Origin of the sequence: Pseudomonas sp. PLB05 (assembly GCF_021106615.1) — a bacterium.
GTDB lineage: Bacteria > Pseudomonadota > Gammaproteobacteria > Pseudomonadales > Pseudomonadaceae > Chryseomonas > Chryseomonas benzopyrenica.
The window spans coordinates 768,585-786,977 of the sequence record NZ_JAJOHO010000001.1; the positions used below are offsets into that span (position 1 = coordinate 768,585).

Genomic DNA, 18,393 nt, shown 5'->3' on the forward strand with positions numbered 1-18,393 from the left:
AAAGGGTCAGAGGGTCTGCAGGCGGAAAAGGGCGATGCGGTCGATCTCGGCCAGGGCGCGCTGGAATTCCTGCTCCGGGGTGTTGGGCAGGCGCTCCTCGAAGGCCGCAAGGATCAGGTGCCGGTTGCTGCCCTTCACCGCCATGATGAAGGGGAAGCCGAATTTGGCGCGGTAGGCCTCGTTGTGGCGGGTGAAGCGGGCCAGCTCGTCCGGGGTGCATTGATCGAGGCCAGCACCGGCCTGTTCGCCACTGCTGGCGGCGGTCAGCTCGCCAGCCAGGGCCGCGCGTCCGGCAAGGTCCGGGTGCGCCTGGATCAACGCCAGCTGCTCGGCCTGGCTGGCCCGGGCGACCTGCGCGGCGAGACGCTGATGCAGGGTGTCGACGCTATCCGGCAGCGGCTGGCCCTCGTCGAAGGCACGCTCGGCGACCCAGGCGGAGTGCTCGTAGATGCCGCCGAAGGCCGCCACGAAGGCGGCGCGATCCAGCTGGCTGGGTGTGACGGTCTGGAAGGCGCTCATGCCGGCGGATGCTCCCTGTGCCAGTGGCGAGCGATGTCCACCCGGCGGGCGAACCAGACCCGTTCGTGGCTCTGGGCGTACTCCAGGAAGCGCTTGAGGCCCACCAGGCGACCGGGGCGGCCGATCAGGCGGCAGTGCAGGCCGATGGAGAGCATCTTGGGCGCGGTGGCACCTTCTTCGTAGAGGGTGTCGAAGGCGTCCTTGAGGTATTGGAAGAATTGCTCGGCGGTGTGGAAGCCCTGGACCTGGGTGAATCTCATGTCGTTGGTGTCCAGGGTGTAGGGGATCACCAGGTGCGGCTTGCCGGTCGGGTTGTTGGGTTCCCAGTAGGGCAGGTCGTCGTCGTAGGTGTCGCTGTCATAGAGAAAGCCGCCTTCCTCCATCACCAGGCGCCGAGTGTTGGGCCCGGTACGCCCGGTGTACCAGCCCAGCGGGCGTTCACCGGTCAGCTCGGCGAGGATCTCGATGGCGCGCTGCAGATGGGCGCGCTCCTCGGCTTCGTCCAGGTACTGGTAGTCGATCCAGCGATAGCCGTGGCTGCAGATCTCGTGCCCAGCCTGGACCATGGCGCGGATGACCTCGGGATGGCGCTCGGCGGCCATGGCCACGGCAAAGACGGTCAGCGGCACCTGGTGCTTGGCGAACAACTCCAGGATGCGCCAGACGCCGGCGCGGCTGCCGTATTCGTAGAGGGACTCCATCGACATGTTGCGCACCCCTTGCAGGGGCTGGGCGGCGACCATCTCGGACAGGAAGGCCTCGGATTCCTTGTCGCCGTGCAGGATGTTGCGTTCGCCGCCTTCTTCGTAGTTCAGCACGAAGGACAGGGCGATGCGGGCATCACCCGGCCAGCGGGGGTGGGGCGGCTGAGCGCCATAGCCGATCAGATCGCGGGGATAGGTCATGGAAGGGGCATCCTGGCAGTCGAGATGTTTTGTATACAATGTTTGGAGACCTTTGCCGAGTCCCAGCAAGAATCCTGCCTAACTGGTCTGACCGGTCTGAAGACTTTCCCGCGCTGGAGGGCAGCGGTCCCGCGGACTGGGCCAGGGCTGGGCTGTATACAATCGGCAGGTGAAAAGCTGCTAGGCTGGCGCACCCCTCTGCAGGAGCTTTCCCATGTCCACTCCATCCGCTGGCGGTTACCTGACGACCCACGTGCTGGACACCACCGGTGGCCGCCCAGGTGCCGATATCGCTGTCCGGCTGTACCGGCTGGAGGGGGCGGCGCGGCAGGCGCTGGGTGAGATGCGGACCAATGCCGATGGTCGCAGCGACACGCCGCTGTTGCAGGGCGAGCACTTCACGGCGGGGGTCTACGAACTGGAGTTCGACGTGGGCGATTACTACCGGCGGCGCGACGTGGCGCTGGAGGAACCGGCCTTTCTCGATACCGTGGTCTTGCGCTTCGGCCTCGCCGACGAGGGAGCGCATTACCATGTGCCGCTGTTGGTCTCGCCCTACAGCTATTCGACCTATCGCGGCAGCTAGGCAAGATTGCGCCGCCGCGGTGCGCTTTCGCCCAGGCCGGCACCAGGGTAGGGCGCGGTTTCAGCGGCGTTAGTGGATGGTCGGTTCGGTGTTCGATCGCGCGGTGGCGAGCAGCGGTCGATCCGGCACGGCACTGCCGGGCCAGGTCTGGGCGATGCGTTCCAGCACCACCTGGGCCAGCATGCTGTGGGTACGGCTGGCGAAATGACCGCGGGCACCAAAGATGTAGGCCTGATCGGCGCCCGGTTCGACGTAGCTGTCCGGATCGCAGAACTCGCGACCGGGCAGGCAGGCATCACCTTCGGCATGGGTGAAGCCGTAGTTGCCGTAGTGGGCGAAGACCTCTTCCATCACCCGATAGGCATCCACCAGCAGCAGACGATCACTGGCTGGCAAGTTCGCCTGCAGGGTGTCGTTGTAGAGGCGCACCAGTTCGTGGTTACGCTCGGCCAGGGCGGGTGTCCAGGGTTCGAGATAGGGCGCCTTGCCATAGTCGGTGTTGTTGAGCACCACCAGGCGCTGGGCACCCAGACCCAGCACATGGCGCAGCAGCTTGACCTCGTTCAGGGCCGTATGGCGGATCCGCGTCTCGACCTGCTCGCGGATCGCCGGGGGCAGGGGGGCGTCGGCCATCAGCGCGGCCTTGAGCGTCTTGTCATAGAAGGGGCCGATGATGTCGTTGCCGCCGATCTGCACCAGGACCAGATCCTGCTGGCGGAAGCGGCCATGCTGCATCTCGAAGTTGCGGATCTGCTGGGAAAAGGCCAGCGGCGCTTCGTTGTGATCGAAGCCCGGCTCGGTGAAACTCCCGGTCACGGCGCCGCCCTCGGCGTAGCAAAGACCATCGGGATCGCTCGGTCCCTCCTGGCCATAGCCTTCCACCTGCCGATTGGGGCCCAACTCGATACCGTAGGCGTCGGCGATTTCCTGAGGGTAGGTACGCCCTGGGTTGGTGGCATAGATATGGCCGAAGGTGCCGCAGTCCATCAGGCTGTCGCCAAAGGCTATGACCCGCTGGATACCGCGCGCCTCAGCGATGGGCTCAGGGCTGGGTACGAGAGCGAGCAGCGCGGCGACACCTGCGAGTGCGGTCGCCAATCCCCAGTGCTTGCCCATCCTTTACCTCCCGGCAGCGTCCAGCGCCTGCGCTGCCCATAGCTATTCTTTTGCAACCTTCATACCGGGAAGAGCGAAGAACGCCGCTCAGAGTTCCCTGCGCCCAGACCAGCCGAGACGACAGGCGACGACCAGCACGACGCCGGGCAGCGCCTGCTGGCGCTCCCTGCCACTGAGCTAGTCTGGCTTTGTCACGGGATCGGAGGATTGCGCCAGGATGGCTGCCATCAGGCCGGGGAAACGCTGATCCAGGTCTTCGCGGCGCAACTGATTCATGTGCGTGGTGCCGGCGTTGCGGGTATGCACCAGTCCTGCATCGCGCAGGACACGAAAGTGATGCGACATGCTGGACTTGGGGCGGCCACCATCGAGTTCGCCACAGGTGGCCTCGGTGACCCGCGCCAGATAACGGACGATATCCAGACGCACCGGATCGCTGAGCGCATGGAATAGACGCTCGAGGGAGAATTCGTCAGGACTGGGATGTTTGAAAGGGCGCATGAGCCAATCATACACCGGGGGTTGGCGATTATGTTATGTTCGATTAATATCGAAATAACGAACCAAGATCTGTCCTATGGGAGACCGCTCAGATGTCCGCATTGTTCCAACCCTTCACCCTCAAGGACGTGACGCTGCGCAACCGCATCGCCATCCCGCCCATGTGCCAGTACAGCGCCGTCGATGGCGTCATCAATGACTGGCATCAAGTGCACTATGCCGGCCTGGCGCGTGGCGGTGCTGGCCTGGTCGTCGTCGAGGCCACGGCGGTCTCGCCGGAAGGCCGCATCACCCCCGGCTGCGCCGGTATCTGGTCGGACGCCCAGGCTCAGGCCTTCGTGCCGGTGGTCCAGGCGATCAAGGCCGCCGGTTCGGTGCCGGGTATCCAGATCGCCCATGCCGGCCGCAAGGCCAGTGCCAATCGTCCCTGGGAAGGCGACGACCACATCGCCGCCGACGACGCCCGAGGCTGGGACACCATCGCCCCGTCCGCGGTGGCCTTTGGTGCCAACCTGCCCAAGGTCCCCAAGGCCATGACCCTGGACGACATCGCCCGTGTCCGTCAGGACTTCGTCGATGCCGCCAAGCGTGCCTATGAAGCCGGCTTCGAGTGGCTGGAACTGCACTTTGCCCACGGCTACCTGGCGCAGAGCTTCTTCTCGGTACACTCCAATCAGCGTGACGACCAATATGGTGGCGACCTCGCCGGCCGCAGTCGCTTCCTGCTGGAAACCCTGGCCGAGGTGCGCAAGGTCTGGCCGGAGCACCTGCCGCTGACCGCCCGTTTCGGCGTGATCGAATACGACGGTCGCGACGAAGAGACCCTGGCCGAATCCATCGAGCTGGCCCAGGGCTTCAAGCGCGAAGGCCTGGACCTGCTGAGCGTCAGCATCGGTTTCTCCACCCCGACCGCCAACATCCCCTGGGGCTCGGGCCTGCTGGCGCCCATCACCGAGCAGGTACGTAAGGCCACCGGCCTCAAGGTCGCCTCGGCCTGGAACATCGATACCCCGGTTTTGGCCAACCAGGTAGTGGCCGACGGGCAATTGGATCTGGTGATGGTAGGCCGCGCCCACCTGGCCGATCCGCACTGGCCCTACTATGCAGCCAAGGCCCTGGGCGTCGACCAGCCGTCCTGGGTGCTGCCGGCGCCCTACGCCCATTGGCTGGAGCGCTATCGCACCAGCTGAGTCGGCTTAGGCTGAACGCGCAAGCCGCCCCTCGGGGCGGCTTTTTTGTGCGTATGGGATGGGGGGAGTTTTGTTGGGCTTCGCTGCGCTCAGCCCAACCTACGGTGATGGGTAGGTTGGGTGAGGTGGCTCCATCGCCGAAGCCCAACGGGCTTAGGCGTCCCGACTGTGTACCAGGCGACCCGCGGCATGGGTCTCGCGCACTACGCGGTCGTCGCCCAGGGTGGTGAGGACGAAGAGGGTTTCCTCCAGGCTCTTGGCCTGCTGCAGGCGGTAGTCCAGCAGCGGGGTGGCCTTGAGGTCGAGCACCACGAAGTCGGCGTCGTGGCCGGGGGCCAGGCTGCCGATGCGCTCGTCCAGGCGCAGGGCGCGGGCGCCGCCGAGGGTGGCCAGGTACAGCGACTTGAAGGGGTGCAGGCGATGGCCGCGCAGTTGCTGCACCTTGTAGGCCTCGCCCAGGGTCTGCAGCAGCGAGAAGCTGGTGCCGGCGCCAACGTCGGTACCGAGACCGACATTGACCTTGAAGGCTTCCATCCGCTTGAGATCGAACAGACCGCTGCCGAGGAAGAGATTGGACGTGGGGCAGTGGGCCACCGCGGAACCGGTCTCGTGCAGGCGCTGGCACTCTTCGTCGCAGAGGTGGATGCCATGGGCGAACACCGAGCGCGGGCCGAGCAGCTGGAAGTGGTCGTAGACATCCAGATAGTTGGCGCGCTCCGGGAACAGCGCCTTCACCCAGTCGATCTCCTTGAGGTTCTCGGAGAGGTGGGTGTGCAGGTAGACGTCCGGGTGCTCGGCCAACAGGCGCCCGGCCGCTTCCAATTGCTCGGGGGTGCTGGTCGGCGCGAAGCGCGGGGTGACCGCGTAATGCAGGCGACCCTTGCCGTGCCAGCGCTGGATCAGCGCCTTGCTGTCAGTATAGGCGGACGCGGCCGTGTCCTGCAGATAGCCCGGCGCATTGCGGTCCATCAGCACCTTGCCGGCGATCATGCGCACATCGAGTCGTTCGGCGACCTGGAAAAAGGCGTCCACCGACTGCGGATGGACGCTGCCGAACACCAGGGCGGTGGTGGTGCCGTTGCGCAGCAGTTCACCGACGAAAATCTCCGCCACCTCGGCCGCCTTGGCCGGATCGGCGAAGGCGCCCTCGGTGGGGAAGGTGTAGGTGTCCAGCCAGTCCAGCAGTTGCTCGGCGTAGCTGGCGATCATGCCGGTTTGCGGATAGTGGATATGGGTGTCGATGAAGCCGGGGGTGATCAGGGCGTGGGGGTGCTCGATCAACGGGGTGCCGGTGGGTAGGGTGGGCAGCAGTTCGGCGGCCGGCCCCATGGCCTGGATGCGGCCGTCCTCGACCAGCAGCAGGCCGTCGGCGTGGTATTCGTAGGAGGCGTCCAGCCCCACCTCGGCCGGGTCGGCAAGGCTGTGGAGCAGGGCGGCGCGATGGGCGATGGCGGTCATAGGGTTCTCTGATTGCAAAGCTAACTTGGGCTGGCGGTGACCAGGCGCAGCGGCAGATCCGTCTGCTGGGCCTGGCGACCGTAGTGGGCGATGACCTCGCCGGCCACCGCGATGGCGATCTCCAGCGGCAGCTTGCCCTGGACCTCGGGCAGGCCCAGGGGGCAGCGCACCGTGGCAAGGCGGTCGGCGCCGTGGCCACGCGCCGCGAGACGGTGGCGGAACTTGGCCCATTTGGTCCGGGAGCCGATCAGGCCGAAGTAGCCATGGTCGCCCCGGGCGAGGATGGCGTCGGTCAACTCCAGGTCCAGGGGGTGATTATGGGTCATGACGATATAGTAGGCACCCGCCGGCATGCGGGCGATCTCGTCGACCGGCTCTTCGGTGACGATCCTTGCGACGCCAGCGGGCAGCGGATCGGGAAATTCCTGGGGCCGCGAATCGACCCAGCGCACCGCGCAGGGCAAACCGGCCAGCAGCGGCACCAGGGCGCGGGCGACATGGCCGGCGCCGAAGACGATCACCGGCAGATCCTGGACCAGTTGGGGCTCGAACAGCAGGGTGGTGACGCCGCCACAGCACTGGCCGAGGCTGGCGGCCAGGGAAAAACGCTCCAGGCGCGGCTGGCGGGTACCGGCGGCGAGCATCTCCCGGGCGATTTCCACCGCGCGGTATTCCAGGTGGCCGCCGCCGATGGTCAGGTGCTGCTCTTCGCGGCCCACCAGCATCTTGGTCCCGGCGTCGCGAGGGGTGGAACCCTGCTCGTCGGCCACGGTGATCAGCACGCAGGGTTCGCCGCGCGCCTCGAAGTCGGCCAGCAGGGCCAGCCAGCCGCGTTTGCTGTTCATGCTGATTCCTCCGTGACAGGGAGCGGGGCGGCCTGGGCTTCGACGGCCAGGCGGCGCATGCGCTCCACGCCCCAGAGTACCCGTTCCGGGGTGGCGGGGGCGTCCAGCGCCGGGTGGAAACGGTAGTCGGCCACGCTGGCCACGGCGTCCTGCAGGGCGCACCACACCGAGATGCCGAGCATGAAGGGCGGTTCGCCCACGGCCTTGGAGTGGAACACCGTGGCCTCGGGATTCTGGCGATTCTCCACCAGCCGTACCCGCAGATCCGGCGGCACGTCGCTCACCGCCGGGATCTTGTAGGTGGAAGGGCCGGCGGTGAGCAGCTTGCCGGCGTCGCTCCATACCAACTCCTCCATGGTCAGCCAGCCCAGGCCCTGGACGAAACCGCCTTCCACCTGGCCGATGTCGATGGCCGGATTCAGGGAGGCGCCGACGTCGTGGAGGATGTCGGTGCGCAGCAGGCGGTATTCGCCGGTGAGGGTATCGATCAGCACTTCGGAGCAGGCGGCGCCGAAGGCATAGTAGTAGAAGGGCCGACCGCGGGCCTGGTCGCGGTCGTAGTGGATCTTGGGCGTGCGGTAGTAGCCGGTGCTGGAGAGCGATACCTGACCGACATAGGCCAGCTGGATCAGCTCCTCGAAGCTCAGTAGCCGCTCGCGGACCCTGACGTGGCCGTTGCGGAAGTCGACCTCTTCAGGCCCGACGTGGAAGTGGCGGCTGGCGAAGTCGATCAGCCGGTCCTTGATGGTCTGGGCGGCGTTCTGCGCGGCCTTGCCGTTGAGGTCGGTACCGCTGGAGGCCGCGGTGGGCGAGGTGTTGGGCACCTTGTCGGTATTGGTGGCGGTGATCTGGATGCGGGCTATGTCGACCTGGAAGACCTCGGCCACCACCTGGGCGACCTTGGTGTTGAGCCCCTGGCCCATCTCGGTGCCGCCGTGGTTCAGGTGGATGCTGCCGTCGGTGTAGACATTGACCAGGGCGCCGCCCTGATTGAGGAAGGAGGAGGTGAAGGAAATACCGAATTTCACCGGGGTCAGCGCCAGGCCTTTCTTCAGCACCGGGTTGACCCGGTTGAAGGCCTGGATGGCTTCGCGGCGTGCCTGATAGTCGCTGCTGGCCGCGAGGTCCGCGGTCATTTCGTTGAGTAAGTTGTCCTCCACCACCTGATGGTAGTGGGTGAGGTTGCGCGTCTCCTGGCCGTAGTAGTTGCGCCGCCGTACCTCCAGCGGATCGAGACCGCGATGGCGGGCGATGGCGTCCATGACGTTCTCGATGGCCAGCATGCCCTGGGGGCCGCCGAAACCCCGGTAGGCGGTGTTGGAGGCCAAATGGGTCTTGCAGCGGTGGCCGGTGATCTGGGCGTTGCCGAGGAAGTAGGCGTTGTCGGCATGGAACATGGCGCGGTCGATGATGGCGTTGGACAGGTCCGGTGAGTAGCCGCAGTTGCCCGCCAGCTCGAAGCGGATGCCTAGCAGTCGGCCATCGTCGTCGAAGCCGACGTCGTACTCGACGTGGAAGGGATGGCGCTTGCCGGTCATGTGCATGTCTTCGAAGCGCGGCAGGCGCATCTTCACCGGGCGCCCGGTGAGATGGGCGAACACCGCGCAGAGCGCCGCCGGCATCCCGGCCTGGCTTTCCTTGCCACCGAAGCCGCCGCCCATGCGTCTCATGTCGACGGTGACCTTGTTCATGGCGACGCCCAGCACCTCGGCCACCTGCTTCTGCACCTCGGTAGGATTCTGGGTGGAGGAATAGACCAGCATGCCGCCGTCTTCGGTGGGCATCACCGAGGCCACCTGGGTTTCCAGGTAGAAGTGCTCCTGGCCGCCAATGGCCAGTTCGCCCTGTAGGCGATGGGGCGCGGCGGCCAGGGCGGCGGTCGCGTCACCGATCCGGTGGCTGTGGCTGGGGGAGATGAAGTGCTCGCGCTTGAGCGCTTCCTTGACGTCGAGGATGGCCTCCAGCGGCTCGTATTCGACGATAGCAGCCTGGGCGGCGCGGCGGGCGGCGTCCAGGCTGGTGGCGGCTACCGCGAGTACAGGCTGGCCCAGATACTGGACCTCGCCATCGGCCAGCAGCGGATCCCCCGGCAACACGGCGCCGATGTCAAGCTGGCCAGGCACGTCGGCAGCGGTGATGGCCAGGGCAACACCGGGGATCTGGTAGCAGGGTGAGAGATCGATGTGCGTGATACGCGCATGGGCGTGCTCGCTCATCCGCGCATAGACGTGCAGCTGATTGGGGAATTCCAGGCGGTCGTCGATGTAGAGGGCTTCGCCGCTGACATGCTTGTCGGCGCTCTCGTGCTTGAGCGGCTTGCCGACGCCGGTGGCCAGACCGGCAGCGAAGGCGGCGGCCATTTCCTCCGGGGTGCGGGCGGGCAGGGTGCTAGACATGGGCGGTGACCCTCGTGACGAGCGCGGGCTGGGTGGTCTCCAGATGACATTTGCGCAGCAGATTCTGCGCTGTCAGTAGGCGGTATTCGCGACTGGCGCGGAAATCCGACAGCGGGGCGAAATCCTCCGCCAGGGCCTGGACGGCGCGCTCGATGGACGCCGCGTTCCAGGGCTGGCCGAGCAGCGCCTGTTCGCAGCGGGCGGCGCGTTTGGGCGTGGCCGCCATGCCGCCATAGGCGATGCGCACGCTGGCGACGCGGTCCTGCTCCAGTTCCAGGGCGAAGGCGGCGCAGACCGCGGAGATGTCGTCGTCCAGGCGCTTGGACACCTTGAAGGCACGGAACACCAGGCCCTCGCGTGACCGCGGTACCCGTATCGCCTGGATGAATTCGCCTGGTTCCAGGGCGGTCTGGCGATAGTCGAGGAAGAAATCGTCCAGGGCCAGTTCGCGCAGGCGTTCGCCCTGGCGCAGCAGCACGTTGGCCCCGAGCGCCAGGAGCAGGGGTGGGCTGTCGCCGATGGGCGAGGCATTGCCGATGTTGCCGCCGAGGGTGCCCTGGTTGCGGATCTGCAGGGAGGCGAAGCGCTGCAGCAGCGCGCCGAAATCCGGATAGTCGGCGGCCAGGGCGGCGGCGCAGTCGGCCAGCGGGGTGGCGGCGCCGATCTCGATACGTTCCTCGCTGACGGTCACGCCATGCAGCTCGGGCAGGTTGCCCAGGTAGATGAGGGTCTCCAGGCGGCGATGCTGCTGAGTGACTTCCAGGGCCAAGTCGGTACCGCCGGCCAGCAGGCGCGCCGCGGGCTGCACCTGGTAGAGGCTGGCCAGTTCGCTCAGGGTGGTGGGGCTGTGGCAGCGCCGGTTGGCGCCTTCCAGGCGTGTGTGCGGCGCCGGCGCTAGGGCCTTGAGGCGCTCCAGGGTCTGCTGCTCCCGGGCATCGAACTGGTCCGGCTGGCGCTGGGTGCAGGCCTGTTCGGCGGCGGCCAGGATTGGCCGGTAGCCGGTACAACGGCAGAGGTTGCCGGCCAGTGCCTCGTGGGTGGCAGCGTTATCGGGCGCGGCGACGTTCTTTTGCAAGGCGAACAGCGACATGACGAAGCCCGGCGTGCAGTAGCCACACTGGGAGCCATGGCAGTCGACCATGGCCTGCTGCACGCTGTGCAGGCGGCCCTGATGCTTGAGGTCCTCCACACTGATCAGTTGCCGGCCATCCAGCGCCGCAACGAAGGTCAGGCAACTGTTGACCGTGCGATAGCGCAGCCGCTCGCCGTCGGGCTCGGCCAGCACCACGGTGCAGGCGCCACAGTCGCCCGAGGCGCAGCCTTCCTTGGTGCCGGTCTTGCCGCAATGCTCGCGCAGGTACTGCAGCACGGTAAGGTTGGGATCGAGCTGCTCTTCGACGCGCAGCTCCTGGTCCAGCAGAAACCTGATCACGGCCGCTCTCCACCTGCTCTCGAATGCCTTGATGGTGGGTAAAGCTGACCGATAGGTCAACATTTGCCCGGGCAAGTGGCCGACCTCTGTCGTTTTTGGGCAAGAGGCCTGGGCAAGGCTGCGCCGTCTTGGCGCGCCCAGCGCTCCTTTGCCCGCGGATGGTGCAAAACCAGCCGCTCTAACCCGTGTTTCTGCGGAATATTCATTCGGACTCTTCAAGGCGCTCGGGCCGATGCCGATATATAGGCAGACGATTACGGCCTGGTCGCCTGTCGTCAGCACCCTCGTACAACCCGTTGCAACAGGTCGCTACCGTGCCTACCCAACTCAACCGTGTCGCCCGTCAGGCTTCCCTTGGTTTCTTCGCCTTGGTCACCCTCATCTTTACCCTGGCCGGGTGGATGCTGTTCGACCTGTGCGCGCGCATCGACGAGCAGCAACGCCACCACAGCGAGGCGGACGCCCAGCGCGCGTTGGAAACGCGGCTGGACAGGCTTGGCCGGGTCTTGACTGACTATTCTTTCTGGATGGAAGCCTATGCACGGACCAGCAAGAAGGTCGACGTGAATTGGGCCTATGAGGAAGACAACGTCGGGCCCTCCCTTTACAGCGACTATGGCGTGAATGGCGCCTTCATCCTGGCGCCCAACGGCGTCACGCGCTACGCCGTGGTCGGCGGCGGACGCAGCAAGATGCAGCTGGATACCTGGCTGGGGGACGACCAGGCGACCCTGCTGGCCCAGGCCAGGGAGCGCTCGCTCAAGGATGGCCATGCCCAGGGCTATTTCCTGATCGAGGGCAAGCCGGCCAGCGTAATGGTCGCGGTCATCCGCCCGGATGCCACCTACCAGGACTTCAAGCGGCTGTCCTACATGGTGTTCGTCGATATCCTCACGCCGGACAAGCTCGCCCAGCTCGGCCAGACCTTCGAATTGCCCGGGCTGACCGCGGAGCCAGGGGAACTGCCCGTCGTGGCGGAGCGGCCGACCCTGGTGGTGAAGTCCGATCCGGGTATCGCGGTGACCTTTCACTGGCTGGTGCATGGCATGGGGCAGCGCCTGCTGGCGCAGTTCCTGCCGTTGCTGGCGACGATGTGTGGTCTGGCCTTGCTGCTGGTCTGGTACCTGCGTCGGCGGATCGCGCTGGCGGCGCGGCAGACGGATGTGGCCGAAGATGCCCTGAGGCATAGCGAGCAGCGCTTCCGCACCGTGTCCGAGGCGTCGTCCGACTGGATTTGGGAGAGCGACGCCGAGCAGCGGCTGGTCTATCTTTCGGAGCGTTTCGTGGCCGTCACCGGCTTCAGCCGGGAAGCCTGGCTGAGTCGCCCGTTGCACGAGCTGCTCGGCTATCCGCCGAGCCAGGTCGAGGAGGTAGCCAGAACACCGCTGGCGGCCGGACGCAGTCGCCGTCCGCTGCCTTGCGAGATGCGCGACGCCCAGGCCAAGCTCAGGTACTGCCAGCTCTCGGCTCAGCCCATCATCAGCGGTGGCCTGCTGGCCGGCTTTCGCGGCACCGTGTGCGATGTGACCGAGGAGATCGAGGCCAAGGCGCGCATCGAACACATCAGCCAGCACGATGCCCTCACCGGACTGGCCAACCGTCACCAGTTGCACCGCTACCTGGCGCAGCGCTTCGCCGAGGGCGTCAGTGCCAGTCAGCCGCTGCACCTGTTGGCCCTGGACCTGGACCGCTTCAAGCCGGTCAACGATTCCCTCGGCCATGGCGCCGGCGATCAGGTGCTCTGTCAGGTCGCCCGAGAGCTGCGCGCCAGCGTGCGCGAGGGCGATCTAGTGGCCCGTATCGGCGGCGATGAATTCGTCATCGCGGTGAAGGGCTGCCTGAGCGCCGAGCAGGTGAGCCTGCTCTGCAACCGGATGTTGGAGGGCATCGGCCGGACCATGCGGATCGACGAGCACGACATCAACATCGGTGCGAGCGTCGGCATTGCCCAGGCACCCCAGGATGGCCATAGCGCCGAGGATCTACTGCGCTATGCCGACATCGCCCTGTACGAAGCCAAGGCGGCGGGGCGTAACACCCTGAGATTCTATGAGCCCACCATGAACCAGCGCATCCTCGCGCGGCGTCAGCTGGAGACCGAGTTGCGCCTGGGATTGCAGCGGCTGGAGTTCGAGCTGGATTTCCAGCCGCGTTTCGACGCCAGCAGCCAGCGCCTGCTGGGCGCCGAGGCCCTGGTGCGCTGGAATCATCCCATCCGTGGCCGCCTGGCGCCTGCCGAGTTCATCGGGGTGGCGGAGGAGACCGGGCTGATCCTGGGCCTGAGCGACTGGGTGTTGCAGGAGGCTTGCAGCCAGGCGATGGACTGGTCGCCGGAGTTGATCGTGTCCATCAACCTGTCACCGCTGGAGTTCCAGCGCGACGATCTGGTCGCCCGGATCCACAAGGTGCTCGAGCGCACCGGCATCGACCCGGCACGGGTCGAGCTGGAGCTGACCGAGAACGTCTTGCTGGATGACGCGGCGGGTGCCCTGGAGTTGATGAAGAAACTCAAGGCGCTGGGCGTGCGGCTGTCGATGGACGACTTCGGCACCGGCTATTCCTCGCTGAGCTATCTGCGCACCTATCCCTTCGACTGCCTGAAGATCGACCGCAGCTTCGTCTCCAACATCGAGGTGAGCGAGAGCAACGCGGCCATCGTCGAGGCCATCGTCAGCATGGGACGGGCACTGTCGCTGACGGTAGTGGCCGAGGGGATCGAGACCGCCGGCCAGCTGGCGCGCATCGCCGATCTCAAGTGCGACCAGGCCCAGGGCTTCCATCTGCAGCGGCCGTTGTCCCAGGCGCGTTTCGCGGCCTTGCGGCAGGAGCAATACGCGGGCGCGGACAGCCTGGCGCAGCGTGCCGCCGTGACCGCATTGGGCGGGCGAAGCCGGATATAGCCGCCACGAGCAGCAATCGGGGCCCACCTCGCTGCTGAAAGCCTGACCCGCAATAGTGCCTGCCGATTCCACCGGTGGGCCTGGCGGCGTAGCATGACGACTGACATACCAGGCATCGAGAACCCCATGCGTTACGACGAAGAGCACAAGGCGAAGACGCGGCAGCGGATCATCGAAGAGGCTGCCAGGCGCTTTCGCCGCGACGGGGTGAATGCGACCAGCGTGCAGACCCTGATGAAGGCGCTGAAGTTGACACATGGGGGGTTTTACGGGCACTTCGCGTCCAAGGACGAGCTGATCGATGAAGCGCTGCGCCACTGCCTGCTGGAGATCGGGGCCGTAACGCCCGCGAGCTTGACGGGGGATTGGTCGCTGCCCGAATTCATCCAGCGCTATCTTTCGACGGTGCACCGGGACGAGCCCGCCAGAGGCTGCATCTTTCCGACCGTCTCCGCCGAACTTGGCCAGCGCGGGGAGGCGCACCCCGCAACCGACCAGGCGCTCCTCGCAAGGTTGGGGCAGCTTGGCGAGCACTTGCCGGATCCCCAGGACGCTGTCCTGGTGTTGAGCACGCTCGTTGGCGCCCTAGTGCTGTCGCGCGGGGTGGTGGATCCCGAGCTGTCCGATCGTGTCCTCGATGGTGCTCGTACGGCGCTGCTCGAACTGCTCGAAGCGAAGTCGTCGGGCGCCTAGCTGACCGGATCCTGATCTCCGCACTCAAGGGTCGAAGCACTTGATCCCGCGCCAGCCAGATGCCTTCGCGGTATCCAACGAAGGCGCCTGACCATCAGTTTCAGGCTTCATGGGTAACCCTGCAGGCCAGCTGGCAGGCTTTACATGATGGCTATCATATGATTTATATGTCGGCCGTCATCTTATGGGGCAGCAGTGCTGCATCTACGGGATACCTGTCCAGACGATTGGACCTTCAGCCCCGTCTATCGAGGAGCCTTATGAACAAGCAGAATCCAGTCCGTATCGTCGTTACCGGGGTTGGGCTAGTCGGTCCGCTGGGATGTGGAGCCGAGGTGACCTGGTCGCGCCTGCTCGCCGGTCGGTCAGGTCTCCGGGCGCTACCTGAGAGCGTAGCCGGAGACACTGGTTGCGGCATCGCCGGGCAGGTGCCCGATCTGGCGCAGGACCCGGCGGCCGGCTATGACCCCGAGCTCCATATCAACGCCAAGGATCGCAAGAAGATGGATCGCTTCATCGAGTTTGCCTTGGTCGCGGCGCGGGAGGCCCTCGAACAGGCAGACTGGCATCCTGGTGACGATGTCGCCCAGCAACGAACCGCCACGCTCATCGCTTCGGGCGTCGGCGGCTTCGACGCCATCGCCAGTGCCGTGCGCACCACGGATAACCGCGGTGCGCGGCGGCTCTCGCCGTTCACCGCGCCGTCATTTCTCGCCAACATGGCCGCCGGTCATGTATCCATCGAGCATGGCTTCAAGGGGCCACTCGGCGCACCGGTCACAGCCTGCGCCGCCAGCGTCCAGGCCATCGGCGACGCGGCCCGCCTTATCCGTGCAGGGGAGGCGGACATCGCGATCTGTGGAGGAACCGAAGCCGCTCTCCATACGGTGACCCTGGGCAGTTTCGCCGCGGCCCGCGCCCTGGCGACCGGCTACAACGATCGTCCACAAGAGGCGTCCCGGCCTTTCGACCGGGATAGGGCAGGCTTCGTCATGGCGGAGGGCGCTGGGCTCCTGGTCATTGAGTCACTGGATCACGCGCTGGCCCGGGGCGCCACACCCCTGGCCGAGCTGGTGGGCTACGGCACCAGCGCCGATGCCTATCACCTCACCGCCGGTCCGGAAGACGGCAGCGGTGCCCGCCGCGCCATGGAGCAGGCCCTGCGCCAGGCCGGGATCAACGCCGCCGAGGTGCAACACATCAATGCTCACGCCACTTCCACCCCGGTGGGCGACAAGGGGGAGCTGGCGGCTATTCGGGCAGTCTTTGGTAATCACTCGCCAGTCGCCATTACCTCGACCAAGTCCAGTACCGGGCACCTGCTGGGCGCCGCCGGTGGTATCGAGGCGATCTTCACCGTGCTCGCCCTGCGTGACCAGATCGTGCCGCCGACGCTGAATCTGCACCACCCGGATCAGGCCGCCGAAGGCCTGAATCTCGTGGCCTTGCGGGCGCGCCGACTGCCGCTCGAATACGCACTGTCCAATGGCTTCGGCTTTGGTGGCGTGAACGCCAGCGCCCTGTTCAGGCGTTGGCCCGGAGCGTGAGTAGGTACGGCCAGTGGGGTGCCGCCGCATGCCAATGAGTTCTTGAGGCTAGCGTGCGCGAGTGGAAGGGTGCGTCCCTGTGCCTTTCTGAAGAGGCTTGAGCACTACGGGAGAGCCTCCCACTCTTCCGCTTTTTTCGCCTTGGCGTTGGCTATGGTCGACTGAAGTGCACCCTTAGCGGTGATGAGGAATGCCTTGGGCGAAAGGGGCCCGAGCGAACGGCCAGTGTCTTGCGAAGGCACCGACCGTTGCGAATTCATGGCCTCAGGCCACCCGGAAGCGGCCGACCAGGGCTTGTTGCTGTTCGGCGAGGCGGGCCAGTTCGCGACTGGTGACGGCGGTCTGTTCGGCGCCGGCGCTGACCTGAATCACTAGGTCGTTGATGTCGTTGACGTTGCGGCTGATCTCTTCGGCGACCTGGCTCTGCTGTTCGGCGGCCGAGGCCACCTGGATGTTGCGGTCGTTGATCAGGGTCACGCCCTCGGCGATCTCGCCGAGCAGCTCGCCGGCGCGGACCACGTTGCTGGCGCCGGTCTGCACCTGGCTCAGGGTCTCCTGCATGGCCTGGGTGGCGCGGTCGGAGCCGCTCTGCAGGTGGCTGATCATCTGCTGGATGCTGCCGGTGGATTGCTGGGTCTTCTGGGCCAGGGAGCGCACCTCGTCGGCCACCACGGCGAAGCCACGCCCGGCTTCACCGGCGCGCGCGGCTTCGATGGCGGCGTTCAGAGCCAGCAGGTTGGTCTGCTCGGCGATGCCGCGGATCACGTCCAGCACCGAGGAAATGGCATCGCTCTCCTGCTTGAGTTCGGCGATGATCTCCGAGGTCCGCTCGGCCTGCACCGACAGCCCTTGCACCAGGCCGATGGTGGCCTGCAATTCGCGGCGACCCTGGCTGGTGTTGCCCTCGACCTGCCGCGAGCCTTCGGCGGCTTCGGTGGTGCTACGGGCGACGTCCTTGACCGTGGCGCTCATCTCGGCGATGGCGGTAGCCACCTGGTCGGTCCCCAGACGCTGCTGGGCGACGTTCTGGCTGGTCTGGATGGCGACCGCCGACGCCTCTTCGGCGGCGGTGGCGACCTGCACGGTGGCGGCGCCGATCTCCTGGATGACCTGGCCGAGCTCCTGGCTCATCAGATTGAGGTTGCCGGTGATGGTGCCGAACTCGTCCTTGCCCTGGTAGGCGCAGCGGGCGGTGAGGTCACGGGTGGCCAGGCGGGTAAGGGTGCCGTTGACCTGCTCGACCGCCTGCTTGATGTTGCGAATGATCACCCAGGCCAGCGTCGAGACGGCCACCAGCACCAGCAGCACCAGGCCGAGGGTGGTCCAGAGACCGCGACTGGCGCCCGCACGGGCCTGTTCGGCCTGGGCGCCGACGCTGGCACCCAGGTCCGCCTCCACCTGGCCCATCAGGTCGATACGTTGGGTGGCCAGGTTGAACCAGTCCTCCGGCTTGACGCCCAGGGCATCGCCCAACGGCACGGTGAAGGCCAGCTGTTGCAGGCGGGTGACTTCCATGGCGCTGGGCTGCTTGAAGGTGTCGTCAAGCTGACGGATGAATTCAGGCGTGGCCTTGCGCTGGAAGGCGTCGGCGTAGGCGGAGAATTCGCCCAGGTTGCGGGCGAAGCGCGACAGCAGGCCAGCGTCGAAGCGATTCTGGTTGAAGGCCAAGCCCAGCAGTACGCGCTCGCGGCCGGCGCGTTCCTTCATCTCGACGAAGAGATTGAGTGCGCCCAGGGCGCGCAGGATTTCAGGATCATCAACACCCGCTTCGAGGGCATGGGTGTAGCCGATCAGCGCCTTGATCAGGTCGGTGTAGGCCGCGCCGGACTGGGTGCTGTTGAGCGCCAGGCCATCGACCTTGCTGCGCAGGTCACGCAGGGTGTCCAGGGCGCGCATGGCGGTCTGGATGGCGGCGTCGTTACCGGTGGCCAACGCATGTAGGTTGTTCTGTGCCTTATCGCTATCTTCGCGGAAGGTCTTGAGCTTGTCCTGCATCGACTTACCACCACTGCCGAGGAACACGCCGCTGGCACCACGCTCGCGCTGCAGGCTGGTGACCAAGGCACTGACGCGCTCGGCCGTGGCACTGGCGGTCACGGTGTGCTCCATGTTCTTGAGCGTTTCGTAGCGATCGGCGGTGTAGAGGCCCGAGATCACCAGGAAGCCGGCCAGGGGCAGGAGCTGGATCAGCAGGAGTTTGGTACTGAGGGGGGCGTTCCTGAGCATCGTGAAAGTCTCTGAGGCGGTCAGCGGGTGCGCCGACGACAAGGTAAGGAGCCGGCGAGTCGAGGTCGATTCCGAATAT

14 protein-coding genes are annotated in these 18,393 nt (G+C 66.2%); 5 read left to right on the top strand and 9 right to left on the bottom strand.

Annotation, left to right across the window (positions count from 1 at the left end):
• Nucleotides 1-6: 6 nt before the first annotated feature.
• Nucleotides 7-519 (bottom strand): 2-oxo-4-hydroxy-4-carboxy-5-ureidoimidazoline decarboxylase, encoded by a 513-nt coding sequence (gene uraD, locus LRS53_RS03575; RefSeq protein WP_017641445.1) that lies wholly within the window; start codon nt 517-519, stop codon nt 7-9.
• Nucleotides 516-1,424, bottom strand: coding sequence for an allantoinase PuuE (gene puuE, locus LRS53_RS03580; protein ID WP_231354956.1), 909 nt, complete (start codon nt 1,422-1,424; stop codon nt 516-518). The genes uraD and puuE overlap by 4 nt, the downstream gene beginning before the upstream one ends.
• Nucleotides 1,425-1,638: 214 nt before the next feature.
• Here puuE and uraH point away from each other — a divergent pair, with 214 nt between their 5' ends.
• Nucleotides 1,639-2,010 carry a hydroxyisourate hydrolase gene (gene uraH / locus LRS53_RS03585; protein ID WP_231354957.1) on the top strand — a complete coding sequence of 124 codons (372 nt, stop codon included), beginning with the start codon at nt 1,639-1,641 and terminating at the stop codon, nt 2,008-2,010.
• 69 nt (nt 2,011-2,079) lie between these two features.
• Here the strand turns inward: uraH and LRS53_RS03590 are convergent, their stop codons facing one another.
• A complete protein-coding gene (locus tag LRS53_RS03590) occupies nt 2,080-3,126 on the bottom strand; it encodes an SGNH/GDSL hydrolase family protein (protein WP_231354958.1) in 1,047 nt (348 codons plus the stop codon).
• Between the two features lie 177 nt (nt 3,127-3,303).
• Nucleotides 3,304-3,627, bottom strand: a complete 324-nt coding sequence (locus tag LRS53_RS03595) for an ArsR/SmtB family transcription factor (protein ID WP_064309005.1) — start codon at nt 3,625-3,627, stop codon at nt 3,304-3,306.
• A gap of 92 nt (nt 3,628-3,719) precedes the next feature.
• On the opposite strand from LRS53_RS03595, the gene LRS53_RS03600 reads away from it, so the two are divergent.
• A complete protein-coding gene (locus LRS53_RS03600; protein WP_064309006.1) occupies nt 3,720-4,817 on the top strand; it encodes an NADH:flavin oxidoreductase/NADH oxidase in 1,098 nt (365 codons plus the stop codon).
• A 153-nt stretch (nt 4,818-4,970) separates the two neighbouring features.
• On the opposite strand, the gene guaD is transcribed toward LRS53_RS03600, so the two are convergent.
• The 4 genes from guaD to xdhA are packed head-to-tail and all read right to left on the bottom strand — an operon-like array spanning nt 4,971 to nt 10,948.
• Nucleotides 4,971-6,275, bottom strand: coding sequence for a guanine deaminase (gene guaD / locus LRS53_RS03605; RefSeq protein WP_231354959.1), 1,305 nt, complete (start codon nt 6,273-6,275; stop codon nt 4,971-4,973).
• A 20-nt stretch (nt 6,276-6,295) separates the two neighbouring features.
• Nucleotides 6,296-7,120 carry a xanthine dehydrogenase accessory protein XdhC gene (gene xdhC, locus LRS53_RS03610; RefSeq protein ID WP_231354960.1) on the bottom strand — a complete coding sequence of 275 codons (825 nt, stop codon included), beginning with the start codon at nt 7,118-7,120 and terminating at the stop codon, nt 6,296-6,298.
• A complete protein-coding gene (gene xdhB / locus LRS53_RS03615; RefSeq protein WP_231354961.1) occupies nt 7,117-9,516 on the bottom strand; it encodes a xanthine dehydrogenase molybdopterin binding subunit in 2,400 nt (799 codons plus the stop codon). The genes xdhC and xdhB overlap by 4 nt, the downstream gene beginning before the upstream one ends.
• Nucleotides 9,509-10,948, bottom strand: coding sequence for a xanthine dehydrogenase small subunit (xdhA, locus tag LRS53_RS03620; RefSeq protein WP_231354962.1), 1,440 nt, complete (start codon nt 10,946-10,948; stop codon nt 9,509-9,511). The genes xdhB and xdhA overlap by 8 nt, the downstream gene beginning before the upstream one ends.
• A 314-nt stretch (nt 10,949-11,262) precedes the next feature.
• Between xdhA and LRS53_RS03625 the strand changes: the two genes are divergently transcribed.
• The 3 genes from LRS53_RS03625 to fabF all read left to right on the top strand — a co-directional run bounded on the left by LRS53_RS03625 (nt 11,263) and on the right by fabF (nt 16,088).
• The gene (locus tag LRS53_RS03625; RefSeq protein WP_231354963.1) at nt 11,263-13,848 is read left to right on the top strand and encodes a bifunctional diguanylate cyclase/phosphodiesterase; all 2,586 of its coding nucleotides are present in this window, start codon (nt 11,263-11,265) and stop codon (nt 13,846-13,848) included.
• Nucleotides 13,849-13,974: 126 nt separating this feature from the next.
• Complete coding sequence (locus LRS53_RS03630; protein WP_160922753.1) at nt 13,975-14,541, top strand: TetR/AcrR family transcriptional regulator; 567 nt, start codon at nt 13,975-13,977, stop codon at nt 14,539-14,541.
• A 260-nt stretch (nt 14,542-14,801) separates the two neighbouring features.
• Entirely contained in the window at nt 14,802-16,088 is a 1,287-nt protein-coding gene (fabF, locus tag LRS53_RS03635; protein WP_093252266.1) for a beta-ketoacyl-ACP synthase II, read from the top strand.
• Between the two features lie 264 nt (nt 16,089-16,352).
• On the opposite strand, the gene LRS53_RS03640 is transcribed toward fabF, so the two are convergent.
• Complete coding sequence (locus tag LRS53_RS03640) at nt 16,353-18,314, bottom strand: methyl-accepting chemotaxis protein (protein WP_231354964.1); 1,962 nt, start codon at nt 18,312-18,314, stop codon at nt 16,353-16,355.
• Between the last annotated feature and the right edge of the window lie 79 nt (nt 18,315-18,393).